The organism is Nostoc sp., assembly GCF_036919555.1.
Taxonomy (GTDB): Bacteria; Cyanobacteriota; Cyanobacteriia; order Cyanobacteriales; family Nostocaceae; genus Nostoc.
Genome location: NZ_JBALCS010000033.1, coordinates 42183 through 62577 on the forward strand (window position 1 = coordinate 42183; position 20395 = coordinate 62577).

General features: G+C 41.5%; 18 protein-coding genes and 1 pseudogene. 16 read left to right on the forward strand and 3 right to left on the reverse strand.

The window, feature by feature from the left end:
* Window positions 1-334 precede the first annotated feature (334 nt).
* The 9 genes from V7K36_RS09450 to V7K36_RS09490 all read left to right on the forward strand — a co-directional run bounded on the left by V7K36_RS09450 (window position 335) and on the right by V7K36_RS09490 (window position 9303).
* Entirely contained in the window at window positions 335-1333 is a 999-nt protein-coding gene (locus tag V7K36_RS09450) for an RNA polymerase sigma factor, RpoD/SigA family (RefSeq protein ID WP_335115135.1), read from the forward strand.
* 959 nt (window positions 1334-2292) lie between these two features.
* Window positions 2293-2583: a type I restriction-modification system subunit M N-terminal domain-containing protein gene (locus V7K36_RS09455; RefSeq protein WP_335115137.1), complete on the forward strand. Its 291-nt coding sequence runs from the start codon at window positions 2293-2295 to the stop codon at window positions 2581-2583.
* Window positions 2570-3907 (forward strand): type I restriction-modification system subunit M, encoded by a 1338-nt coding sequence (locus V7K36_RS09460; RefSeq protein WP_335115139.1) that lies wholly within the window; start codon window positions 2570-2572, stop codon window positions 3905-3907. The genes V7K36_RS09455 and V7K36_RS09460 overlap by 14 nt, the downstream gene beginning before the upstream one ends.
* Complete coding sequence (locus tag V7K36_RS09465) at window positions 3904-5106, forward strand: restriction endonuclease subunit S (RefSeq protein ID WP_335115141.1); 1203 nt, start codon at window positions 3904-3906, stop codon at window positions 5104-5106. Before V7K36_RS09460 ends, V7K36_RS09465 begins: the two co-directional genes overlap by 4 nt.
* A gap of 73 nt (window positions 5107-5179) precedes the next feature.
* Complete coding sequence (locus V7K36_RS09470; protein WP_335115143.1) at window positions 5180-5764, forward strand: Uma2 family endonuclease; 585 nt, start codon at window positions 5180-5182, stop codon at window positions 5762-5764.
* A gap of 40 nt (window positions 5765-5804) precedes the next feature.
* Window positions 5805-6044, forward strand: a complete 240-nt coding sequence (locus V7K36_RS09475) for a DUF2281 domain-containing protein (protein WP_335115145.1) — start codon at window positions 5805-5807, stop codon at window positions 6042-6044.
* Window positions 6041-6427, forward strand: a complete 387-nt coding sequence (locus V7K36_RS09480) for a type II toxin-antitoxin system VapC family toxin (protein WP_334944500.1) — start codon at window positions 6041-6043, stop codon at window positions 6425-6427. The genes V7K36_RS09475 and V7K36_RS09480 overlap by 4 nt, the downstream gene beginning before the upstream one ends.
* A complete protein-coding gene (locus V7K36_RS09485) occupies window positions 6424-8541 on the forward strand; it encodes a type I restriction endonuclease subunit R (protein ID WP_335115147.1) in 2118 nt (705 codons plus the stop codon). The genes V7K36_RS09480 and V7K36_RS09485 overlap by 4 nt, the downstream gene beginning before the upstream one ends.
* A gap of 9 nt (window positions 8542-8550) precedes the next feature.
* Window positions 8551-9303 (forward strand): type I restriction endonuclease subunit R, EcoR124 family, encoded by a 753-nt coding sequence (locus tag V7K36_RS09490; protein WP_335115210.1) that lies wholly within the window; start codon window positions 8551-8553, stop codon window positions 9301-9303.
* Between the two features lie 121 nt (window positions 9304-9424).
* Here the strand turns inward: V7K36_RS09490 and V7K36_RS09495 are convergent, their stop codons facing one another.
* Complete coding sequence (locus tag V7K36_RS09495; RefSeq protein ID WP_335115148.1) at window positions 9425-11410, reverse strand: P-loop NTPase fold protein; 1986 nt, start codon at window positions 11408-11410, stop codon at window positions 9425-9427.
* A gap of 250 nt (window positions 11411-11660) precedes the next feature.
* Window positions 11661-12509 (reverse strand): annotated as a pseudogene (locus tag V7K36_RS09500) (TniQ family protein); the annotation flags it as partial.
* Between the two features lie 32 nt (window positions 12510-12541).
* Here V7K36_RS09500 and V7K36_RS09505 point away from each other — a divergent pair.
* The 7 genes from V7K36_RS09505 (at window position 12542) to V7K36_RS09535 (ending at window position 18132) form a co-directional block, all read left to right on the forward strand.
* The gene (locus V7K36_RS09505; protein ID WP_335115150.1) at window positions 12542-13537 is read left to right on the forward strand and encodes an ATP-binding protein; all 996 of its coding nucleotides are present in this window, start codon (window positions 12542-12544) and stop codon (window positions 13535-13537) included.
* Between the two features lie 26 nt (window positions 13538-13563).
* Window positions 13564-14145 carry a TniQ family protein gene (locus V7K36_RS09510; RefSeq protein ID WP_335115152.1) on the forward strand — a complete coding sequence of 194 codons (582 nt, stop codon included), beginning with the start codon at window positions 13564-13566 and terminating at the stop codon, window positions 14143-14145.
* A 215-nt stretch (window positions 14146-14360) separates the two neighbouring features.
* Complete coding sequence (locus tag V7K36_RS09515) at window positions 14361-14933, forward strand: TetR/AcrR family transcriptional regulator (protein WP_335115154.1); 573 nt, start codon at window positions 14361-14363, stop codon at window positions 14931-14933.
* A gap of 834 nt (window positions 14934-15767) precedes the next feature.
* Window positions 15768-15980, forward strand: a complete 213-nt coding sequence (gene ndhL, locus V7K36_RS09520) for an NAD(P)H-quinone oxidoreductase subunit L (protein WP_335115156.1) — start codon at window positions 15768-15770, stop codon at window positions 15978-15980.
* A gap of 24 nt (window positions 15981-16004) precedes the next feature.
* On the forward strand, window positions 16005-16316 hold the full coding sequence (locus tag V7K36_RS09525; protein WP_229475123.1) for a DUF3007 family protein: 312 nt from the start codon (window positions 16005-16007) through the stop codon (window positions 16314-16316).
* 80 nt (window positions 16317-16396) lie between these two features.
* Window positions 16397-17224 (forward strand): tryptophan synthase subunit alpha, encoded by an 828-nt coding sequence (gene trpA, locus V7K36_RS09530; protein ID WP_335115161.1) that lies wholly within the window; start codon window positions 16397-16399, stop codon window positions 17222-17224.
* A 236-nt stretch (window positions 17225-17460) separates the two neighbouring features.
* Window positions 17461-18132 carry a heterocyst differentiation related protein gene (locus V7K36_RS09535; protein WP_335115163.1) on the forward strand — a complete coding sequence of 224 codons (672 nt, stop codon included), beginning with the start codon at window positions 17461-17463 and terminating at the stop codon, window positions 18130-18132.
* Between the two features lie 293 nt (window positions 18133-18425).
* Here V7K36_RS09535 and V7K36_RS09540 read toward each other — a convergent pair whose 3' ends face one another.
* Complete coding sequence (locus V7K36_RS09540) at window positions 18426-20330, reverse strand: serine/threonine protein kinase (RefSeq protein WP_335115165.1); 1905 nt, start codon at window positions 20328-20330, stop codon at window positions 18426-18428.
* Between the last annotated feature and the right edge of the window lie 65 nt (window positions 20331-20395).

Sequence of the window (20395 nt, forward strand, 5' to 3'; positions counted from 1 at the left end):
TCACCTTCCTTGAAATCTACTGGAATTTGGACAGACATAACTTTTTCAATTCTTTGACAAGCTCCTGTCACATCAAGCTTTTAACTTAAAAATAAATATTAGTTTTGGCAAAATAATTATATGTGACAACAACCAGAAAAATCTTGCCAAATTCTTGATTTTTACCTTTTAAAGTCAAGTTAAAAACCGATTCCAATCACAATTAACCTTAGCACCTTAATTATCAAAATTAAGAATTTCGTTCTAATTTAATTTCTGAATTTCACCGTAATTCTCTCGGATTAAAATTTCTTTACCTCTAAATCAACAAGTTTTTCTGAAGGTTCAAATAACTATGAATAATCTATCTCATCAGTCTGTAGAAGTAAATAAGAAAAATGAAAAACCTTTATATACTGCTGATACAGTGCGTACTTATCTTAGCGAGATTGGACGTATACCTTTATTAACTTATGAGCAAGAGATTAATTTCGCCAAGCAAGTTCAACAGATGATGGCTTTACTTGCTGCGAAAGAAAAATTAGCTATTCAATTAAAACGTCAACCGACACAAGAAGAATGGGTTGAAAATATAAATATCGGTGAAAAATCACTGCTGCAACAGCTACATCAGGGACATCAAGCCAAGCAGAAAATGATTCAGGCTAACCTGCGACTTGTGGTGTCAATTGCTAAAAAATATCAAAGACATAACCTAGATTTTCTCGACTTAATTCAAGAAGGAAGTTTAGGTTTAGAGCGAGGAGTTGAGAAATTTGACCCTACTAAAGGGTACAAGTTTTCAACTTATGGCTATTGGTGGATTCGTCAAGCAATTACACGAGCGATCGCCGAAAAAGGACGCACTATCCGCTTGCCTATTCATGTTACAGAAAAACTGAATAAAATCAAGCGTATTCAACGCGAACTAACTCAAAGATTAGGTCGTACTCCTACCGCAGTTGATATCGCCGAAGAACTATCTTTAGATCCCAAACAAATTCGAGATTATTTACTCTTAGCACGTCAACCTGTCTCTCTAGAATTGCGAGTTGGCTCAGAAAAAGATACAGAATTACAAGATATGTTGGAGGATGATGGACTCTCTCCAGAATTATATGCTGACCAAAAGTTTCTCGAACAAAATATTCAAAACTTATTGTCAAAATTAACTCCCCAGCAACGAGAAATATTAATTTTACGTTTTGGTTTAACAGATGGAAATGAACTTTCTTTAGTGGAGATTGGTCAACGTATGGGTATTAGTCGAGAACGAGTGCGACAGATAGAACAAAAAGCTTTGGGTACTCTACGAAGACATAAGGATAAGATACACAGCTATCTAGCTAGTTAATTTTGATAGAGAGATTCAGATATGAGCGATGTTTGCGACAAGCCGCTAAGAGCGTCTACGCAACCTATAAAAACACAGATTGAACAGTCAGATCCTTTAGGGTGATGGTGAACTGACGCTGTTGTTCTGTGGGGTGTGAAGCGATCGCTTCACACCCCACAGCCACGGTTAACATTACTAGAACTAACCATCAGAGCCAGTAAACAATTCTATGGGCGAGTTCATCTATGATTAGATACAACCCGCCCACGCCTTCTATAGGTGTGACTTTACCCATAACTTTGCCGCTACTGGAACCATAACTTTGCCGTCAACAACACTATAACCCTTATTCTTGCGTCAGCTAATTTTGGATGAAATTGACAGTTTGGAACCATAACTTTGCCGCTAGTCCAAATGGCAGGATAAGCTTGCCGTGAGTCCAATCAAGCATGGAAAGCAGGAAAGCGCCGGATTTTTTTAGAATGGAGCAGAAGCGGTTCATGCTGGTATGAGATAGAAATTTTCGGCTACCTATCTGTAGTGAAAGTGAGTCTCCTTGAGAAAAACTGACGCTGAAGCACCAAAAGTCATTTAGTTTTCATTCTTATCAACAGAAGTCCAAACTTGCGGATTTTGCCTTGCTATGGATAAAAATGCGATCGCAAAGTTGAGATTTTGATTCCTGGTAAGCGATTAGTATCTTTAGCGGCGTTTTGTCTTGCGGGTTAATGACTATAAACTTGCCATGCTCATCTAGCACAATATAATTGATGGCGCGATCGCGTATCAGATCGAAATAGCTATAGCCATCCTCATCTTTGCCAGCCTTGCCGCCAGTGGCATAGAAGGATTTTTCCAGAGCATTAATAATTTTAGGACTTACGCATTGTATAAACGAATCATCTTGTGTGTTAGTCTATACTTTGCTCAGACACCACTTCTTGGCGGTGCTAGCGATCGCCCAGTACGAGAGATAAATGACCAACGGACAAAACGGACAAAAGAAAAAACTAGAAACTCAGCTTTGGAATATTGCCGACTCGCTTCGGGGCAAAATGAATGCTGATGAGTTTCGGGATTATTGCTTGGGGTTTATTTTCTATAAATACCTGTCTGAGCGTCAGTATCTTTACGCTAATGAAATTTTAGCTGAGGATAAGATTGATTTTCTAGAGCTTGATGAGTCGTCGGAAGAGGGGCAAGAATATTTAGAGGCCATTAAACGAGGAATCTATTGCCGAGTTGGGTTATTTTTTGAAGCCATCTGAGTTGTTTAGTTCTCTAGCTAAACGGGCATTAGGCAATCAGGCGGATAAGGATGAGATTAATGATGAGGAGTTAGAAAAGAGTTCAATTTTTATTTTGGGGGATTTGGCGGATGTTTTAAACAACATTGAACGCTCCACTATGGGCAAGGAAAGTGAGGAAGATTTTGATCATTTGTTTGAGGATCTGGATCTGAATTCGACGAAGTTGGGGCGGACTCCGAAGGCGAAAAATGCTTTAATTGCCAAGATTTTAGTACATCTCAATAAGATTGATTTTCGCTTGGGAGACACCGAGAGCGATGTTCTGGGGGATGCCTATGAGTATTTGATTGGGCAGTTTGCCAGTGGTGCAGGTAAAAAGGCGGGGGAGTTTTACACGCCGCAGCAGGTTTCTAAGGTATTGGCGAAGATTGTGACGACGGGAAAGGAGCGGCTGAAGTCGGTTTATGACCCGACTTGTGGTTCGGGATCTTTGCTGCTGCGGGTAGCGCGGGAGGTAGAATCAGTCGGGGATTTTTACGGACAAGAGATGAACCGCACGACTTACAACTTGGCGCGGATGAACATGATTTTGCATGGGGTGCATTATCGGAATTTTGATCTTAGGCAAGAGGATACACTGGAGCATCCGCAGCATGAGGGTATGCGATTTGAGGCAGTGGTGGCAAATCCGCCATTTTCAGCCAAGTGGAGTGCCAATAAGCTATTTGAGTCAGATGATCGCTTTAGCCAGTATGGGTCATTGGCTCCAGCTTCTAAGGCAGATTTTGCCTTTGTGCAGCACATGCTGCATCACTTGGATGAAAACGGCATTATGGCGGTGGTGTTGCCCCACGGGGTATTGTTTCGCGGCGGGGCAGAGGGGCGCATTCGCCAGTATGTGATCAAGGAACGCAATTGGTTAGATGCGGTGATTGGGTTGCCTGCGAATATTTTTTATGGGACGATTATCCCGACTTGTATTCTAGTGTTTAAGAAGTGTCGGGAAAATCCTGAAGATATTTTATTTATTGATGCTAGTACCTATTTTGAGAAGGCGACGAATCAGAATTATTTGCGGGATGAGGATGTTGACAAAATTATTGCCACCTATCGTCAAAGGTTAGAGGAGGACAAGTATAGTTATCGCGCACCGTTGGCGCAAATTGAGGAAAACCATTTTAATTTGAATATTCCCCGTTATGTGGATACGTTTGAGGAGGAGGAGGAGATTGATCTAGATACGGTGGTGCGTGAGCTACGGAAAGTTGATCAGGATATGGAAGAAATCGATCGACTGATTCGTGGGTTTTGTGATGAGCTGGGAATTGAGGCACCACTATGATTAAGAAGGAAAAAAAAAGAGTTCCTGAACTTCGCTTTCCTGAGTTCCATGAAGATTGGGTAACAGATAGAACTGACCATTTTTTAGTTCGATATGTTAATGCTGTTAGTGTCCAACTTGAAAAAAAGTATAAGCAAATTGGTATCAGGTCACATGGAAAAGGTATTTTTCACAAAGATCCTGTAACAGGTGAGGCGTTAGGAAATAAGAGAGTTTATTGGGTTCATCCAGAAGTTTTCACTGTTAATATTGTTTTTGCATGGGAGCAAGCTGTTGCTCTAACCAGTAGCGATGAGGAGGGTTATATTGCTTCTCATCGTTTTTTGATGTTCCTACCAAAAGAAAATAGAGTCGATCTAAAATTTGTACTGCTTTTCTTCTTAAGAAGACGCGGTAAGTACTTGCTTGAGTTAGCATCACCAGGAGGAGCAGGTAGAAACAAAACACTTGGACAAGAGAGCTTTGCTGAATTAGAAATAACTCTTCCTCAAAAGGAAGAACAAGAGAAGATCGCTAGTTTTTTGGGGGCGGTGGATACGCGCCTCAACCAACTCCGCCGCAAACGGGAACTGCTGCAAACCTACAAGCGCGGCGTTATGCAAAAATTTTTCTCCCAAGAGATTCGTTTTAAGGGTGCGATCGGCTCGGAGTTTCCTGATTGGGAAACAAAAAATTTTGGAGACATGGCTACTAAAATTAGCTCCAAATACAATCCAATCACTGATGACAATAATTATCCTTGTATAGAGCTTGAAAGTATTGAACCAAACACAGGAAGATTAATCAAAATATTTGACTCTCTGGAACAACAAAGTATCAAAAGTAAATTCAGAACTGATGATGTTTTATTTGGCAAGCTTAGACCTTATCTAAGAAAATTTGTGCTTACTGAGTTTGAAGGCGTTTGCTCTACAGAAATTTGGGTATTGCGAGGAAAGCGTATATCAAGCAAATACTTATACTACTTAGTTCAATCACATGAATTTTATAAAATATCTAATGTCAGTTTTGGCTCTAAAATGCCTAGATCTGATTGGGATTTTGTTTCCTCTTTCTCATTTGAATTTCCTTGTAAAAAAGAACAACAAAAGATAGTTGATTTCCTAGCCGCCATCGAGCGCAAAATCGAAGCCCTCTCCCGCCAAATCGACCAAACCGAACAATTCAAAAAAGGCTTACTCCAAAAACTGTTTGTGTAGATTGTTAAAATCAAACCAACAACCCAGATCCACACCTGTCCCAAACAACTACAAACTTAGGAGGTGACGAACAATGATTGTGGCAAAAGATAACACCCCACAGCTTACCCCAGAAGAATACTTTGCTTGGGAAGAACAGCAGTTAGAAAAACATGAATATATCAACGGTCAAGTCTATGCAATGGGTGGCGGTAGCGTCAATCATAGTCGGATCGCAGTACGTTTTACGACTATAATTGATACCCACTTAGATGGTAGCAATTGCATCACAGGTAACTCTGACTTGCGAATTAACATTGTTGGTACAAATAACTACACTTACCCAGATGCCAGTGTAACTTGCGACGATCGCGACAAAACCACAACCCAATATATTACCTACCCCTGCTTAATCGTCGAAGTTCTTTCAAAAACTACCGAAGCCTACGACAGAGGCGGCAAATTCCGAATGTACCGCCAAAACCCAGCCTTAATCGATTACCTACTAGTCAGTTCCACCAGCATCGAAATCGACCTGTATCACAAAAACGACGCAGGCGACTGGTTGATTATCAACTACAAAGCAGGCGACAAAATCGAACTCAAAAGCATTAACCTCAATTTTCCCATTGAACAAGTCTATCGCGGTTTAACCCTTGAACCAGGGAATGGGGAATAGAATCAAAGCATTACCTACTACCCATTACCTAACGCCCAATATGCTAACCCTCGAAACCGTAATCCAAAAAATCCAACAACTCCCCCCCGAACAACAAAAAAAAGTGATCGAATTTGTAGAATTCCTAGAATTTCAAGCCGATCGCCAACAACAAGATCAACAACCCGAAACACCTCCACAACAGGATCAAGACTTTTTCGCCCTAGCCGGAATTTGGGAAGGGAAAAGCATTACCCTAGACACCATCCGCAAAGACGCATGGGGTGAAGAGAATCAATGATTTTGTGTGATACCAATATCCTCATTGAATTCTATAAAAATAATACCGCCATCATTCAAGAATTACGTCAAATTGGCATTCATCAATTAGCCATTAGCGTAATCACTAGAGCCGAACTGTATTATGGCGCAATTAATAAAAACGAACTTAATCGTATTCAGCAACACCTAGACCTACTCCAAAATATCCCTATCGATCAGCCCATTTCAGAGAAATTTATTCAACTCATGGCGCAATATTCCCTAAGCCATAAACTCACAATTCCCGATGCCCTGATTGCTGCCACTGCCCTAACCCATAACATTAGCCTCTATACCTTAAACCTTAAAGATTTTCGCTTCATCCAAGGCTTAAACATTTATAATCCCACCCATTCCCCATGACCCAAAGCGAAGCCGAACTAGAACAAAAGCTGATCGATCGCCTCACGGGATTAGGCTACGAACCTGTCACCCTTCGCAATGCTGAAGACTTCAAAGCCAACCTCAAAACCCAACTCGAAAAACATAACCACATCAAACTCAGCGACACAGAGTTTAAAAGCATCGTCAACCACCTCGATAAAGGTAACGTCTTTGACCGTGCAAAACGCCTCCGCGATAAGATGGAACTCAGGCGCGATGATGGCACCACCTTTTACCTAGAATTCCTCAACACCGAACATTGGTGTCAAAACCAATACCAAGTCACCAACCAAGTCACCCAGCAAGGCAATTACAAAAACCGCTACGACGTAACCCTGCTGATTAACGGCTTGCCCCTCGTGCAAATTGAACTAAAACGCCGAGGACTGGAACTCAAAGAAGCTTTCAACCAAATCAACCGCTACCAACGCCATTCCTACGGCGCAGAAAATGGACTGTTTCAATATGTCCAAATTTTCGTCATCTCCAACGGAGTTAATACCCGCTACTACGCCAACAACCGTAAACAAGAATTTAAACAAACTTTCTACTGGGCAGACCAAGAAAACAACCTCATAACCCAACTGGAGGACTTTGCCGACAGCTTTCTGGAGAAATGCCACGTCTCCAAGATGATCTGTAAATACATTGTCCTGCACGAATCTGACAAAGTGCTAATGGTGCTGCGCCCCTATCAATACTACGCAGTCGAAGCCATTATCGAGCGAGTGAAGGATACCGATAAAAACGGCTATATCTGGCATACCACTGGATCAGGCAAAACCCTCACCAGCTTCAAAGCTGCCCAGATCCTCACCCAACTCCCCAAAGTGCATAAAGTGCTGTTTGTCGTCGATCGCGCTGACCTCGACTACCAAACCAGCAGAGAGTTTAATTATTTCAGCCCCGACTGCGTAGACACCACCGATAGCACCAAACAACTGGTAGAACAAATGGCTGGGGATAATCGCCTCATTGTCACCACTATTCAGAAACTCAACCGAGCGATCAAATCCCAACGCCATGAATTCGCAATGGAGAGCTTGAAAGATAAACGCATTGTGTTTATCTTTGACGAATGCCACCGTTCCCAATTTGGCGAAACCCACAAAAATATCGTCAAATTCTTCACCAAAGCCCAAATGTTCGGCTTTACCGGAACTCCCATCTTTGCCGATAACGCTGCCAGTAATCAACACGGTAAACGCACTACCAAAGACCTATTCCAAGAATGTCTGCATAAATATGTGATTACCAATGCGATCGCCGATGAAAACGTTCTTAAATTTTCCGTCGAGTATTGGGGCAAAATCAAACGCAAAGACGGCACTCTCATCACAGAGCCAAAATTAGACCGAGAATTCTTTGAAAATCCCGACCGAATTTCTCTAATTGTCGATTGGATTATTGCCAACCATAACCGTAAAACTCACGGTAGAAAATTCTCGGCGATGCTCTGCGCCAGCAGTGTAGACACCATAATTACCTATTACGACACGTTCAAAAACAAACAAAAACAGGGATTACATGACCTACGAGTGATCACAATTTTTACCCCTGGCTATAACGAAGAAGACCAAGACGCAAACGGCTTAATTGGAGAACCCGATTTTAATATCAGCACAGATGTGAGCAGCCGTAGCCATAGCCGCGACAAACTGAATGAATTTATCGCGGACTATAACCAAATGTACCAAACCCAACATTCCGCCAAAGATAGTCAGGCTTTCTATGCCTACTATAAAGATATCGCCAAGCGGATGAAAGGCCGCGATCGAGAAAACTTTCAGGATCAGGAACGCGCTGATATTCTGTTAGTCGTCAATATGTTTCTTACGGGCTTTGATGTCAAAAAGCTCAATACACTTTACGTTGACAAAAATCTGAAGTATCACGGATTAATTCAAGCATACTCCCGCACTAATCGCATTTTGGGCGAACTTAAATCTCAGGGAAATATCGTTTGTTTTCGCAATCTTAAGGATAATACCGATCAAGCCGTTGCCCTCTTTTCCGACACCAACGCTAATGAAGAAATTTTCATTGAACCCTACGAATACTACACCGAAAACTTTAATGAAGGTGTGCAATAACTGAGAGCGATCGCCACTATTCCTAACGATGTCAATAAGCTTATTAGTGAAGACGAGCAAGTTGAGTTCGTTAAAGCCTTTCGTAATCTTATCCGTTTACAGAATGTTAGTAAATCATTCACTGAATTTAGTTTTTCCGACTTAAATCTGGATGAACAAACCTTTGAAGATTATAAAAGCAAATATCTGGACATCTATGATAGAACCCGATCCAAACCCGATGAAGAGAAAGAATCTTTGGTTGAGGAAGTCGATTTTGAACTGGAACTGATCCAGCGAGACGAAATCAATGTCGCCTATATTCTAAAGCTGCTGGCTAACCTCCAGCGCGATCAGCAAGCAGATGTCACGTCAGAAGAGTACCAGAGCCAAAAAGCCTCTATCCTTCAACTCATTGGCAAAGAAGCCCAATTACGAAGTAAACGGGATCTGCTGGAGAAATTTATCGAAGAGCGGCTACCCACCCTTGAACCCCAAGAAAAAGTCGAAACCGTCTTTCAAGACTTTTGGACTCAAGAACGTGTTGAAGCAATTCAGCAACTCTGTATAGAGGAAAATCTCAAGGTCGAAGCTATTAATCAAATGATTACTGATTATAAATTTTCTGGGAAAGAACCGTTAAGGGAAACCGTGTTGAGTGCTTGCAACGAAAAACCGAAATTATTAGAGCGTAAAAAAATCTTTGCGCGAGTTGTATCAAAATTACTCGACATCATCAACAAATTTGATGACGCTCTTGGTGAGCTTGGAGAGGAAGAATAAAACAGTTCTCAAAGCGATCGCCCCCCAGTGCGTAGCAACAAATAAAGCGATCTCCCTCCTATTCTCAATCCTAAGTAAAGCGATCGCCAATCGCCCCTCACAAACCACCTGCTTTTGACAATTAGTTGTTTATCGCTGTGTCGTTTTGCGATTGCTGTAATCGATGCGATGTCGCTTCAAGCTTTTGAATCGCTTCATTCAGATCAAGCTCGATTAGTACTTGTATAGAGTGTCCACTCGGCTTGCCCTTTCTGCGAGCAACCTTATCTAGTAATAAATTCCGAACAGATTTTAGCCAATCCAATTCCTCAAGTAATTTTTCATTGTTGCCATCGAACTTATATCGTTCTTTTATTGCATAACCAATAGTCATCTGATGTTGAAATTTGAGTTGTAGTAAGCCTTCTACAAATTCAGTTGTTTTTATGTCTTTCAATATAGGTATTTCAGCATATCTCAGTCCTGGCACGCCCCAGTCATGCGAGTTATTTAAGGAAATTATGTCGTGGAATTTCCATTGATCGCTTTGCATGATAGCAAGTAGCTCTCTCCCAAGATTAGGCAAAATCTCAACCCTTGCTAACTCTTGAGCTTTTTCAAGGTATGTACAAAAATCTTGAAATTCTTGAAGTTTTGCACCTTGAAAACTAAGCCCCTTGTATGCCCCAAACATACTGTCAGCCGTATAAACTGAATAAGATACCAGTTTTGATTGATTATTATTTTTCAGCCAATCAATAAAGAGCTTTGAACTAGTCAAAATTTCTTCTTTAGTTTTTGAATATAGCCCGATGTCAGAAAAATAGAGTAGAAGCCCTGTTACGTGCTTTAGAATTCCGAGATCGGAAAATTCCGCGTCTCTGTTTAAGTATTGTGTTTCAACTTCATTAAGCAAAATAATAAATTCGTCATCACTAAGATGATGAAAATGCCATAATTTCATCCATTTGGGTGTATTTTCGTCTTGAAAATATATACTACTAGCAAGTGATTGATTGAGTTCTTGTAAATCCAAGCTGCCTTTATCAAAAAAAGTTTGCCACCATACCGCACTAGGAAATGGATCGTACAACCTTAACGAAGGATACTTACTAATTACTTCTTTAAGTGTTTTCCCTTCGCTAACATTTTGTCCTTCATTGGAATTCGCAAACCCATCCCTACTGTCCCCTATACTCTTCAGGCTCATGTTTGCAGATGCTTCTAGCAACCTGCCAATATCTGTAGGAAGCATTTTCCCTCTCCTAATTTCAATTGAAAAAGGTGTAAGGAACTTTAAAACCTCCTGAAGAAGCTCTGGTTTATTCTTTGCTTTTTCTGGCAAAACGTCAAAAATTCTTTCAAAATCCAAAACAACCTGTTTTAAAATTCTTAAATTCTCGCACTGGGCTTGATTGTATAAGTCTTGGATTAATGAGGTACTGTTAGACAAGAACTCGCTCGCATCCCGATTACTTATCCCTTTCAGAAAGTTTTCGAGTGCCTGATCAAATTCTAGGGAAATTGCAAAAGTTTTACCAACTAGCTTTTCTTTGATGGTTGTATACTCGGAATTTTTTTCTAGCTTCGTTTCATCAGTAACGATAATTACTTTTAATTCTTTGTGTTCTACAAAACTGTTAATATACCCCAGTATATTGACGATATTTATGCTGCATCGCTCTAAATCATCAAATATCAAAATACTTTGCTCAAGGTTTGTAAAAAGCTCAGTAAGCTTCATATTTGGAGTTGTAAGATTTAATGTTGCAGCATCATTTATATCTAGTTTTAAACTATTCTTTAAAACTTGTGTAATAAGATTTATACCTATTGCTACTGGCTTAGATGCTAGAAAAGGAATCTGTTGTTGCAAGAAGGCTTCTTCTATTTCGGAAAAGCTAGTTACACCATTAAGGCTAACATACAAGCATTTCCGCTTTTTCTCCCTTAAGCTCTCGCAATAGCTTTTGATAAACCATGTTTTACCAGATCCCCATTTACCTTTAAGCAAAACAGCGAATCCAGGTGCATCAGGCAAATTACAGTAATAATCTAAATACTCTATGATATGGCTGTTGAGTTGCGCGTTATGCTGTTTCATGTTGCTCAAAATTACTAAAGTCAATGCTTTTTCGTGGTTAATCTTGGCAGCGATCGCCTGACAATAAAAAGCACGCTGTTAAGATACGTACTTTTTTCTAGTATCAGTCGGATGATTCTATCCCATATTTTCAGTAATGGAAAGCGAACGCACTCCCTGAAGCCAAACACAAATAAATTTTCCTAGCGGCAAAATACTCCTGAAAAGTTAGGTGAAAAAGGGAATAATACCGATGTAACCGGAATGGATATCAATCTTTATTTATACTAAACTTCTACAACTTTAATTCCAGACTAAAATTCCCAAACAATATCTTGCCCAATTCCTTAAAATCTGATCCAAACAACTGGGATACACTAATCTTTGCCTTCTCGCACACAGGAATAATCAACTTCACCAAATGATAAGGTTGACTTTGATTTGTTGTTGAGGCTATCCTCAACGATTCCATGATTCCTCCTAAATATCCCAATAACTTCACATCCTTTCCAATTGCTTGTTCAAACACTAACAAAATCAATTGTAATTTTCGGGTTAACTCGATTGGGATGGGACTATATCCTAATTGGGGAGTAAGTGCAATTAATTCGCTAATTCCTTGAATATTAACTCGATATTTCTGTATTTCCTCTTCGCATTTAATTTCCTGTCCTAACCATCCGTAACAACGAGAACAAAATCCCGCAGGTGAAAACCTAGCCATCACAGGTAAACGCGAACCACAATGAGCACATTCTTCTATTAATCGCTGTTTGTGAATCAAACAAAATTCTACATCCTTAAATGACCATAATAATGGTTCATAGATAGTTTTGTTCTCCTGCTTCCACTCTTGCCAACAACAAGGACACCAAGCGCGGTAGTTCCGAAATAACCCCTTGTCATAAATCATTCCTTTCCAGCTTAAAAGGGTCAAAAAGCGTAAATCCTGACACATTGTTAACTCTTCTAAGACAGTGACTAACTTTTCTGTCATTTCTCGCATTCCGTTGATAGCTGGTTTAGCGTCGCTATTTCCCAATAGGTGGCTCAGATTTTTTGCCAATAGCTCAGATTTATCCTCATTTTTGAGAATAAGTGGCGCAATTTCTCCCATAATGAGCTTTTGAGAGGTTAAACAATGCGCCTGCGCTAAAAGAAGTCTATGAAATTCTCATGCGAACAATTGCTGAACCCGCAGGGGCATCATTTATCTTTGTTTATGGTCCTAGCGGTATCGGTAAAACAACTTTGCGACTCCGCGTTGAGCAAAAATTAACAGAACTAGCATTACCTAAACTGGAAAGTGATCGCGGTCGTGTTCCTGTTGTTGGTGTTGAAGCTGTAGCCCCAGAATCAAGAAACTTCAACTGGAAGGATTACTACACACGCGCCTTAATCGCCTTAGAGGAACCCTTAATCGATCACAAGTTTGATTACGGTGTGCGTGGTATCTCTCGCGATAATTTTGGAAAAATTAATGTTGAGTCGAAAGTAGTTGCACCTGCTCTACGCAGAGCTTTAGAAAATGCTCTCATCCATCGTCATCCAGACGTGTTTTTTGTAGATGAAGCACAACATTTTGGCAAGATGGCAAGCGGATACAAGCTACAAGATCAATTAGACTGCCTCAAATCTGTGGCAAATATGACAGGCATCTTGCATTGTCTGTTAGGAACATACGAATTACTAACATTCCGTAATTTAAGCGGTCAACTCTCACGCCGTAGCGTCGATATTCATTTTCGCCGTTATTGTGCTGACACCCCAGAAGACGTACAGGCTTTTAAAAGTGTATTGTTGACTTTCCAACAGCAGATGCCACTTGCAGAGCCTCCAGATTTAGTTACTCATTGGGAATATTTTTATGAACGTACTTTAGGATGTGTTGGCATACTGAAAAATTGGCTAACACGCGCTCTTAAAGATGCTCTGGATCGAGAAGCAACAACCGTCACTCTAAAAGACTTACAAAAACGTGCTTGGTCGGTTGCTCAGTGTCAGAGAATGTTCAAGGAAATTCAAGAGGGCGAACGACAATTATCTGAAACAGAAACAGATGTGCAAAACTTACGCTCTCTTTTAGGGCTTGGAAAAAAAACCAATCGCGCTACCAGAAGAAACCCCAAAAACTACTCGTCCGCCAGGAAAAGTTGGGAAACGCAAACCTAAAAGAGATCCCATCGGAGTACAACAAGATGTTAGCTAGTGTATTAGAAACATACGAATCTTGGGATTTAAGAAAGGTTACTATTCCATATGGCAGTCGGTTGTATCGCTTAGATCCTATTGGTATTGGCACTCCATTAGTGGAAAGCTTAACTGGTTATATATCTCGACTAGCAGAAGCTCATTGTGTAACCCCAAAAGTTTTAATATCTAGAGAACTCGTGTCCTTTATACCCAAGACTTACAAAACTACAAATCTGTTTAAAATGCGAAGCTTGATTGGGGCACTCAATGGAATAGGTACGATGGCTCTTGATTTAGTCACAGTCCTAGAGTCATTGACTCTACGTAGTGATTTGCGCTTTCTCACTTTATTAACATGGACTGATATCTTTCCCCAAAGGAGATTACTTCGTGCTAGACGAGCTTGGTGTCCCTACTGTTATGAGGAGTGGTATTCCTCGAAAGACAAAGTAATTTACGAACCCTTAATTTGGTTTTTTGAGGCAGTTACACTTTGTCATTGGCACAATCAGTCTTTATACCAGCAATGTCCTCATTGCAAACGAGAGCTTCTTATTCGAGACCAGGTTATTGCCCTTATTGCTTAGAATGGCTTGGCGTTACTGCTAATTACCCGTCTTCTGATCAAATTCCACCGAGCAAGGAAGAGATTATTTGGCAAACATGGGTTATCAAGACTGTTGGAGAATTACTTGCTAATACCCCTCACCTACCAAAACCTTTGAAAAGAGAAATAGTTGCTCAAGCGTTCTGTAGGTACGTAAACCAATTTACTGAAGGAAACACAGCTGCTTTTGCCCGTATGCTCGAAATTCCCAAAAACAAGGTTTGGATGTGGCAGATGGGAAAAGTCTTGCCAGAACTGAAGGTGATTTTGAAAATCTGTTTTACCCTCCAGGTATCTGTGCTGGATTTTTTGAATCAAGAGACTCTTAAGGAGAATTATAGTCAATTTCGTGCTATGCCTCAAAACCAAGTGAGAGATAGCAGTACAAAAAAGCTTGAAGTAAAGTTCGATAGCGATCGCACTCAACAGTTACTTGAAAATGTGCTTCAAGCGAATGAACAACCGCTACCTATGACAGCAGTAGCGAAACGCCTTGGGTATCCTAAGCGAGTTCTTTACAGGCATTTCCCAGAGCTATGCCGAGCGATTTCAGCCGAGTACGTTAAATACATAAAAGAATCTCGCATCAAGCGAATCGAATACTGTTGCGCGGAGGTAAAACAAGCTGTTAGGCAACTTCACACTGAAGGTATTTATCCTAGTGAGGCATCTATTTCAAGGCTATTGGCTAAACCAGGATGTTTTCGTGACAAACAAGTTCGCGCTGCTTTAAGGGCAGCGCGAAAAGAAATTTGTTTGGAACCATAACCTTGCCATCCTTTATTGGAAGCATAAGCTTGCCGTTGCGGCAAAGTTATGGGTAAAGTCACAATAGGAGTCTTTTGGCATTTTAAATTTTTAGTGGGGGTGGAGGGACTTGAACCCACACGACCGTTTAAGATCAACGGATTTTCATTCTCCCGCAGTTTTCACTGCTACCTGATGGCAATAACCAACTCAGGTTTTGAGAATTGGACTCTCCCTTTACCCTCGACTTGACGTTAGGGTAGCTCCCGTCGGGTCTCTGCACCTTCCGAATCGTTAGACACGATTAATCGCGTCTATACAGGAGTTAGGAGTTTTAATTTACTCACTACTCAGTATTCACGACTTTTTTCGGCTTGGCTCAGGATTGCCATGTCTGTTGTCAGATTTAGGTTTCCCTGAGTTTGAGAGCTTCCACTTGAGGGATTTCTCCTTCAAGGCTCAGTTTTTTAAGTCCGTAGCGTCTACCATTCCGCCACACCCCCATTGGTGTTTGGTAACTAGTATAACTAGTTATTTTATGGAGACAGTAAATACCTCCTCATCTATTCCACCATCAATTGTGTTTTTTGTCCAACTAGATTGAAAATATTTTTTCCAGAGTTTGAAGTCTTCTTTGTTTCCTCCTAATCAATCTGGATGAGTTTTCGATCTGGTCTGACTAGAGCATTGTTTGCTAGTGGATATACCATTATAGCATGATATTATCTTTTATCTGTCAATCTGCACATAGACGAGGAATTCTGGCGCAGTTATGTTGAAAGCATTTATGACTTACTTCGCTGAGTCTGGCTCTTCAGCCTATGATGGAAAACAGATGCTTAAGACTTGAAATTTATGGTTGTCGCCCTGCTGTATCTGATTTTGGCTGGAGCTTACCTTCTAGTAATCCCGATTGCTATATTGCTGTATCTCAAACAGCGTTGGTATGTATCTACCTCCATTGAGCGTGTCTTTATGTACTTTTTGGTGTTTTTCTTCTTTCCAGGTTTATTGGTTCTATCGCCGTTTGTAAATTTTCGACCCCAACGGCGACAAATTCAAGTTTAACGAGATTGGTAGGTCATAACTCTCATGCGACGGATTGACGCTATTGGAATTGGCTTGGGTGTTTTTATTGCCGGTGGCTTGGCATATGTAGGATTACAGCTAGTCGGTTTGGATAATCAGCAAGCTGGTATATGGAGCCAAGTCTTACTAGTCAGTGGGTTAGTTGGCTGGTTAGCCACCTATTTTTTCCGGGCGGTGGGACAAAAAATGACCTACCATCAGCAGAGGGAACAGTATGAGCAAGACTTTCTGCAAAAGCGGCTAGATGAGCTTACTCCCGAAGAACTAGCACGAATTCAAGCCCAAATAGAACAAGAAGAGCAATCTCAGGTGTAAAGTTATCATTGATGAGTCAAAAGCCAAAATCTAGATTTTGACTCTTGACTCTTTACATTTGACTCTTGATACTTGACTAAATGACTGCGATTTCTGATTGCTTTGAAACCCTTGGGCGCAATCGTGAGTGCGCTCTGATTCCGTTTATCACTGCTGGCGATCCAGATTTAGAAACAACAGCAAAAGCTTTGCAGATTCTGGATCGTAGCGGGGCAGACATAATTGAACTAGGTATACCCTATTCCGATCCTCTAGCTGATGGGCCAGTAATTCAAGCTGCTGCTACCCGCGCCCTGCAAAGGGGAACGAAATTGGAGCAGGTGCTAGAAATGCTGCAAGGGATTACTCCCAAATTGCGATCGCCTATTATCCTATTTACCTACTACAACCCAATTTTGCACCGGGGAATTGACAAATTTCTCTCTTCAATTGCTGCGGCTGGGGTAGCAGGATTGGTAGTACCAGATTTGCCTTTGGAAGAAGCGGCAAGCTTGCTCCAACCAGCTAATAAAATGGGAGTTGAGGTAATCTTGTTGGTCGCTCCCACCAGTTCTGCTGAACGGATAGAAGCGATCGCTCGTTCCTCCCAAGGATTTATTTATTTAGTCAGCGTCACAGGGGTTACAGGGATGCGATCGCAACTGGAAAACCGCGTGTCCGATTTACTCAAACAAATTCGTGCTGTTACTGATAAACCCATCGGTGTAGGCTTTGGGATTTCCGAAGCTGCACAAGCCCGTCAGGTAAGGGAATGGGGCGCAGATGCCGTGATCGTGGGTAGCGCTTTTGTGAAACGGTTAGCCCAAGATACCCCAGAGCAGGGACTAAATGCGATCGCCCAATTTTGCCAAAGTCTCAAGGCAGCCATCACGACTAACAACACCAGCACAAATACTCCTCTTTATTAGATCGGAAAAGTAGATTAAAAAAGTATAATATTGTGGTTTTTCTATCCTTGTTTGGTAGACAATTTGACCATTATGGTCTTGAATATTAACATCAGATATAATCATGTAAAAAAACTAGCTGATACAGTCGCTTATAGTTTGAGTATTATGTGAAATCAAGTAGGCATAATTTATGAGTGTGAGAGTGAGTCAGTCACGAATGTTTATAGTTACGTCGCAATTGAGGAGCAAAGGCGATGAGTGAGAGTATGGCGTTTATTGGCGGTGTCGCCGTAGCTGGGCTGGCGGCTCTCGTATTGCTCAAAGGAACAAATACCCCCTTACAACCTAACTTTGCTGTTGCTTCCCAAATGCCAGGGACTGTAGTAGCGCCTCAGGGAATGCAGCCACAAATGTATCCTTACGGGCCTTATGGGCAACCAATGTATCCCAATCCTAATCAGCAGTCAGTTACTCCCAATACTGACCAGCGCCTAGAGGTGGAGAAGCTAAACACGCAGATGCAGTTGGAGCGTTTAAAAAACGACAATGAACAGCTAAAGTTGCAAAATCAACAACTCCAAGGCCAAGTTCAAAATTTCAATACTCAACAGCAGTGGCAATTAGCCCAGCAAAATAACCAACCAAAAGCAGCAGCATTCCAGCCGCAAAATCCTTCTTGGTGGTCTTCACCCATGCTTTGGGCTGTGGGAGGCGCAACTCTCACTATTGGTGGTGGTGTTGTCGTCGCTGGGGTATTGGCTTTATTCTCACCACGGCAGCGTCCAGCCCGTACTGTACAAGTGATTCACCCCTACCAAGGAAATACACCACCCTTGATTCCAGTCCGTCGCGCTGAGTTTCTGCCTGCTTCGCGGATGGAAGCAAGACGAGTTGAAGCCCCAGAATACGACGAAATGCACGGATAGGGTAAATAAAACCACAGATGGACACAGATGAATTATCTATGTGCATTTGTGGTTTAAAATCATTCAACAAAGCTTTTTACATTGAGGGTTTGAAACCCAGGTCGGTGGCTAAAGCGTCGTGTAGACGAGACAGTGCGTTGGGCGGCTCTGCCGACTTGAAGCATCTGGCGTGCGGTTTATAACTGCCCTTTTAACTCGTAAGGGACTGACAAATAAAAAAACTTAAGTTGACACCAATGGCAGGATGCCCACCCCACAAGATGGATAATTTATTTCTTGTCAGTCTCTAACTGTTAAAAGCGGCCTTTCGGAGTTTCTGTGGTAGTAGGACTCTCTGTAGTGGCAGGTTGCTTAGTATCGGGAAGTTTGTGTTGGGTATTTTTCTGACTACCTTGATTTTCTAGTTTAGATAGTGCCTGTTTTGCCAGATTTTCGGCTGCTTGTTTAAATAATGGTTCGATTCTGTTTCGCCAATATTGAGTATTAGGCAACTTTTCTGGATGGTTTCTATAATCTAAAACTTTATCCCATTTCCCATCATCCAGCGCTTTGTTGATCTCATTAGATATCGCCTCCGCTTTAGCCCAATCTAGCTGCCACTGGGCAATTACTTTACCTGTCTGTTGGATACTAGAAGCAGCGTTTGCCGGAATTGATTTCAAAAGTGCGATCGCTCCAACTATATCTCCTGATTCATATTTCTGTCTAGCTTGTTCTATAATATTGGCACTATTATCAGTAGGCTGCGATCGCTCTGATTTCCCAGCATTGGAAGTTGACCCCTCCGACTTTTCTGGTAATAGGGTTACTACATCCCTTGATTTTGGTTTTAGCTTGGGAATTGGTCGAGTTGCAATCAGGGTATCATCATCTACAATCTTAGTGGCAATGCCTTTTTCGCGCAGGCAAGAACCCCATTCTTGATTATTGGTTATCACATCCGAGTATGCCCAAGCCAAACGACCAGATTTAAGTTTAACTTCTATCCAACCACGTTTTGTCCGCTTGCCTGTTACCTCGAAACTGGTATTATCAGTAACAGTTTGCAAAACATTATCAGAATTAATCGAACTAGGTTCAGAACGAATATTAGAATTTCCGACGACAACAGCCGAGCATTTGTTTACTAAGGCGGTATCCTTACCTGTAAGATTAGCAGCTAAATTTTTTACATTTGGATATACATTTGCGACCAAGGCAGCCGTACCACCTGCCAATAATATGCCAATTAATATCGGCCATGGGTCGGATTTACTAGAGTCTTTAGGGGCAGGTTTAGCGGGGACAGGATTTGCTGGTGCAAGTGCAACAGTTTGCAGCCGAGATACTTGAGGTCGAGATTTGGTGGATTCTTGAGGTGTGGAAAGTGCAGGTATAGGATTAATCGCGTCTTTACATGCTTGCAGTGCTTCCGTGGCGTTTTGGTAGCGGTCTTTGAAGTGATAATGTACCATCTTGGACAACACTGCTGCCAGTCGATGGTTAACGGTTGTTGAATGGCGCCAGATGATTTCCCCTGTTTCCGGGTCTTCTTGCAATTCTGTTGCCTGTAATCCAGTTAATGCTTGAATAGCAATGATGCCGAGGGAATAGATATCACTGTTGGGGCGGGGTTTACCTTGTCCTTGTTCAGTGGGCATATAGCCAGGAGTACCGATAACTACTGTAGCAGAGGGTTGTCCGCCCACTGTTACCAGTTGTGTACGCAGTTGCTTCACTGCTCCAAAGTCCACTAAAACTAACTTCTTATCTGAGGCGCGACGGATGATATTATCCGGTTTGATATCGCGGTGAATCACGCCTTGGCGATGGACAAATTCGAGAATTTCCAGAACTTCTTGCAACAGTTGAATTACTTGGCTTTCACTCCAGCGCTTACCAGGTATAAGTTCCTCAGCTAAGGTATGTCCTTCAATATATTCTTGTACTAAATAAAATTCTTGGTTTTCGTCAAAGTACGCTAGCAGCCTGGGTATTTGATCATGGTTGCCCAGTTTTTCTAAGGTTTCGGCTTCGCTGTTAAATAGGCGTTTAGCAGTATCAAAAACTCTGGGGTCAGTTCCGGGTTTGAGGTGCTTGACAACGCAAATAGGATTGCCGGGACGCCTAGTATCTTGGGCAATATAGGTTTGACCAAATCCTCCCATAGCGAGGACTCGAATTACTTGGTAACGATGGTCTAGTAGCTTGCCGATCATATTCCCTCACCAGAGTTATTACCTAATTTTCTAGCTGGTAATAAATATCTCCAAATTTTCTTCAA

Bases quoted from the DNA above. Each gene is read 5' to 3' on its own strand.
- V7K36_RS09465 (WP_335115141.1), top strand. From the start codon at position 3,904: ATGATTAAGAAGGAAAAAAAAAGAGTTCCTGAACTTCGCTTTCCTGAG.
- V7K36_RS09525 (WP_229475123.1), top strand. From the start codon at position 16,005: ATGCGACGGATTGACGCTATTGGAATTGGCTTGGGTGTTTTTATTGCC.
- V7K36_RS09475 (WP_335115145.1), top strand. From the start codon at position 5,805: ATGCTAACCCTCGAAACCGTAATCCAAAAAATCCAACAACTCCCCCCC.
- trpA (WP_335115161.1), top strand. From the start codon at position 16,397: ATGACTGCGATTTCTGATTGCTTTGAAACCCTTGGGCGCAATCGTGAG.
- V7K36_RS09455 (WP_335115137.1), top strand. From the start codon at position 2,293: ATGACCAACGGACAAAACGGACAAAAGAAAAAACTAGAAACTCAGCTT.
- ndhL (WP_335115156.1), top strand. From the start codon at position 15,768: ATGGTTGTCGCCCTGCTGTATCTGATTTTGGCTGGAGCTTACCTTCTA.
- V7K36_RS09450 (WP_335115135.1), top strand. From the start codon at position 335: ATGAATAATCTATCTCATCAGTCTGTAGAAGTAAATAAGAAAAATGAA.
- V7K36_RS09485 (WP_335115147.1), top strand. From the start codon at position 6,424: ATGACCCAAAGCGAAGCCGAACTAGAACAAAAGCTGATCGATCGCCTC.
- V7K36_RS09480 (WP_334944500.1), top strand. From the start codon at position 6,041: ATGATTTTGTGTGATACCAATATCCTCATTGAATTCTATAAAAATAAT.
- V7K36_RS09505 (WP_335115150.1), top strand. From the start codon at position 12,542: ATGCGAACAATTGCTGAACCCGCAGGGGCATCATTTATCTTTGTTTAT.
- V7K36_RS09535 (WP_335115163.1), top strand. From the start codon at position 17,461: ATGAGTGAGAGTATGGCGTTTATTGGCGGTGTCGCCGTAGCTGGGCTG.
- V7K36_RS09540 (WP_335115165.1), bottom strand. From the start codon at position 20,330: ATGATCGGCAAGCTACTAGACCATCGTTACCAAGTAATTCGAGTCCTC.
- V7K36_RS09515 (WP_335115154.1), top strand. From the start codon at position 14,361: ATGCTCGAAATTCCCAAAAACAAGGTTTGGATGTGGCAGATGGGAAAA.
- V7K36_RS09470 (WP_335115143.1), top strand. From the start codon at position 5,180: ATGATTGTGGCAAAAGATAACACCCCACAGCTTACCCCAGAAGAATAC.
- V7K36_RS09510 (WP_335115152.1), top strand. From the start codon at position 13,564: ATGTTAGCTAGTGTATTAGAAACATACGAATCTTGGGATTTAAGAAAG.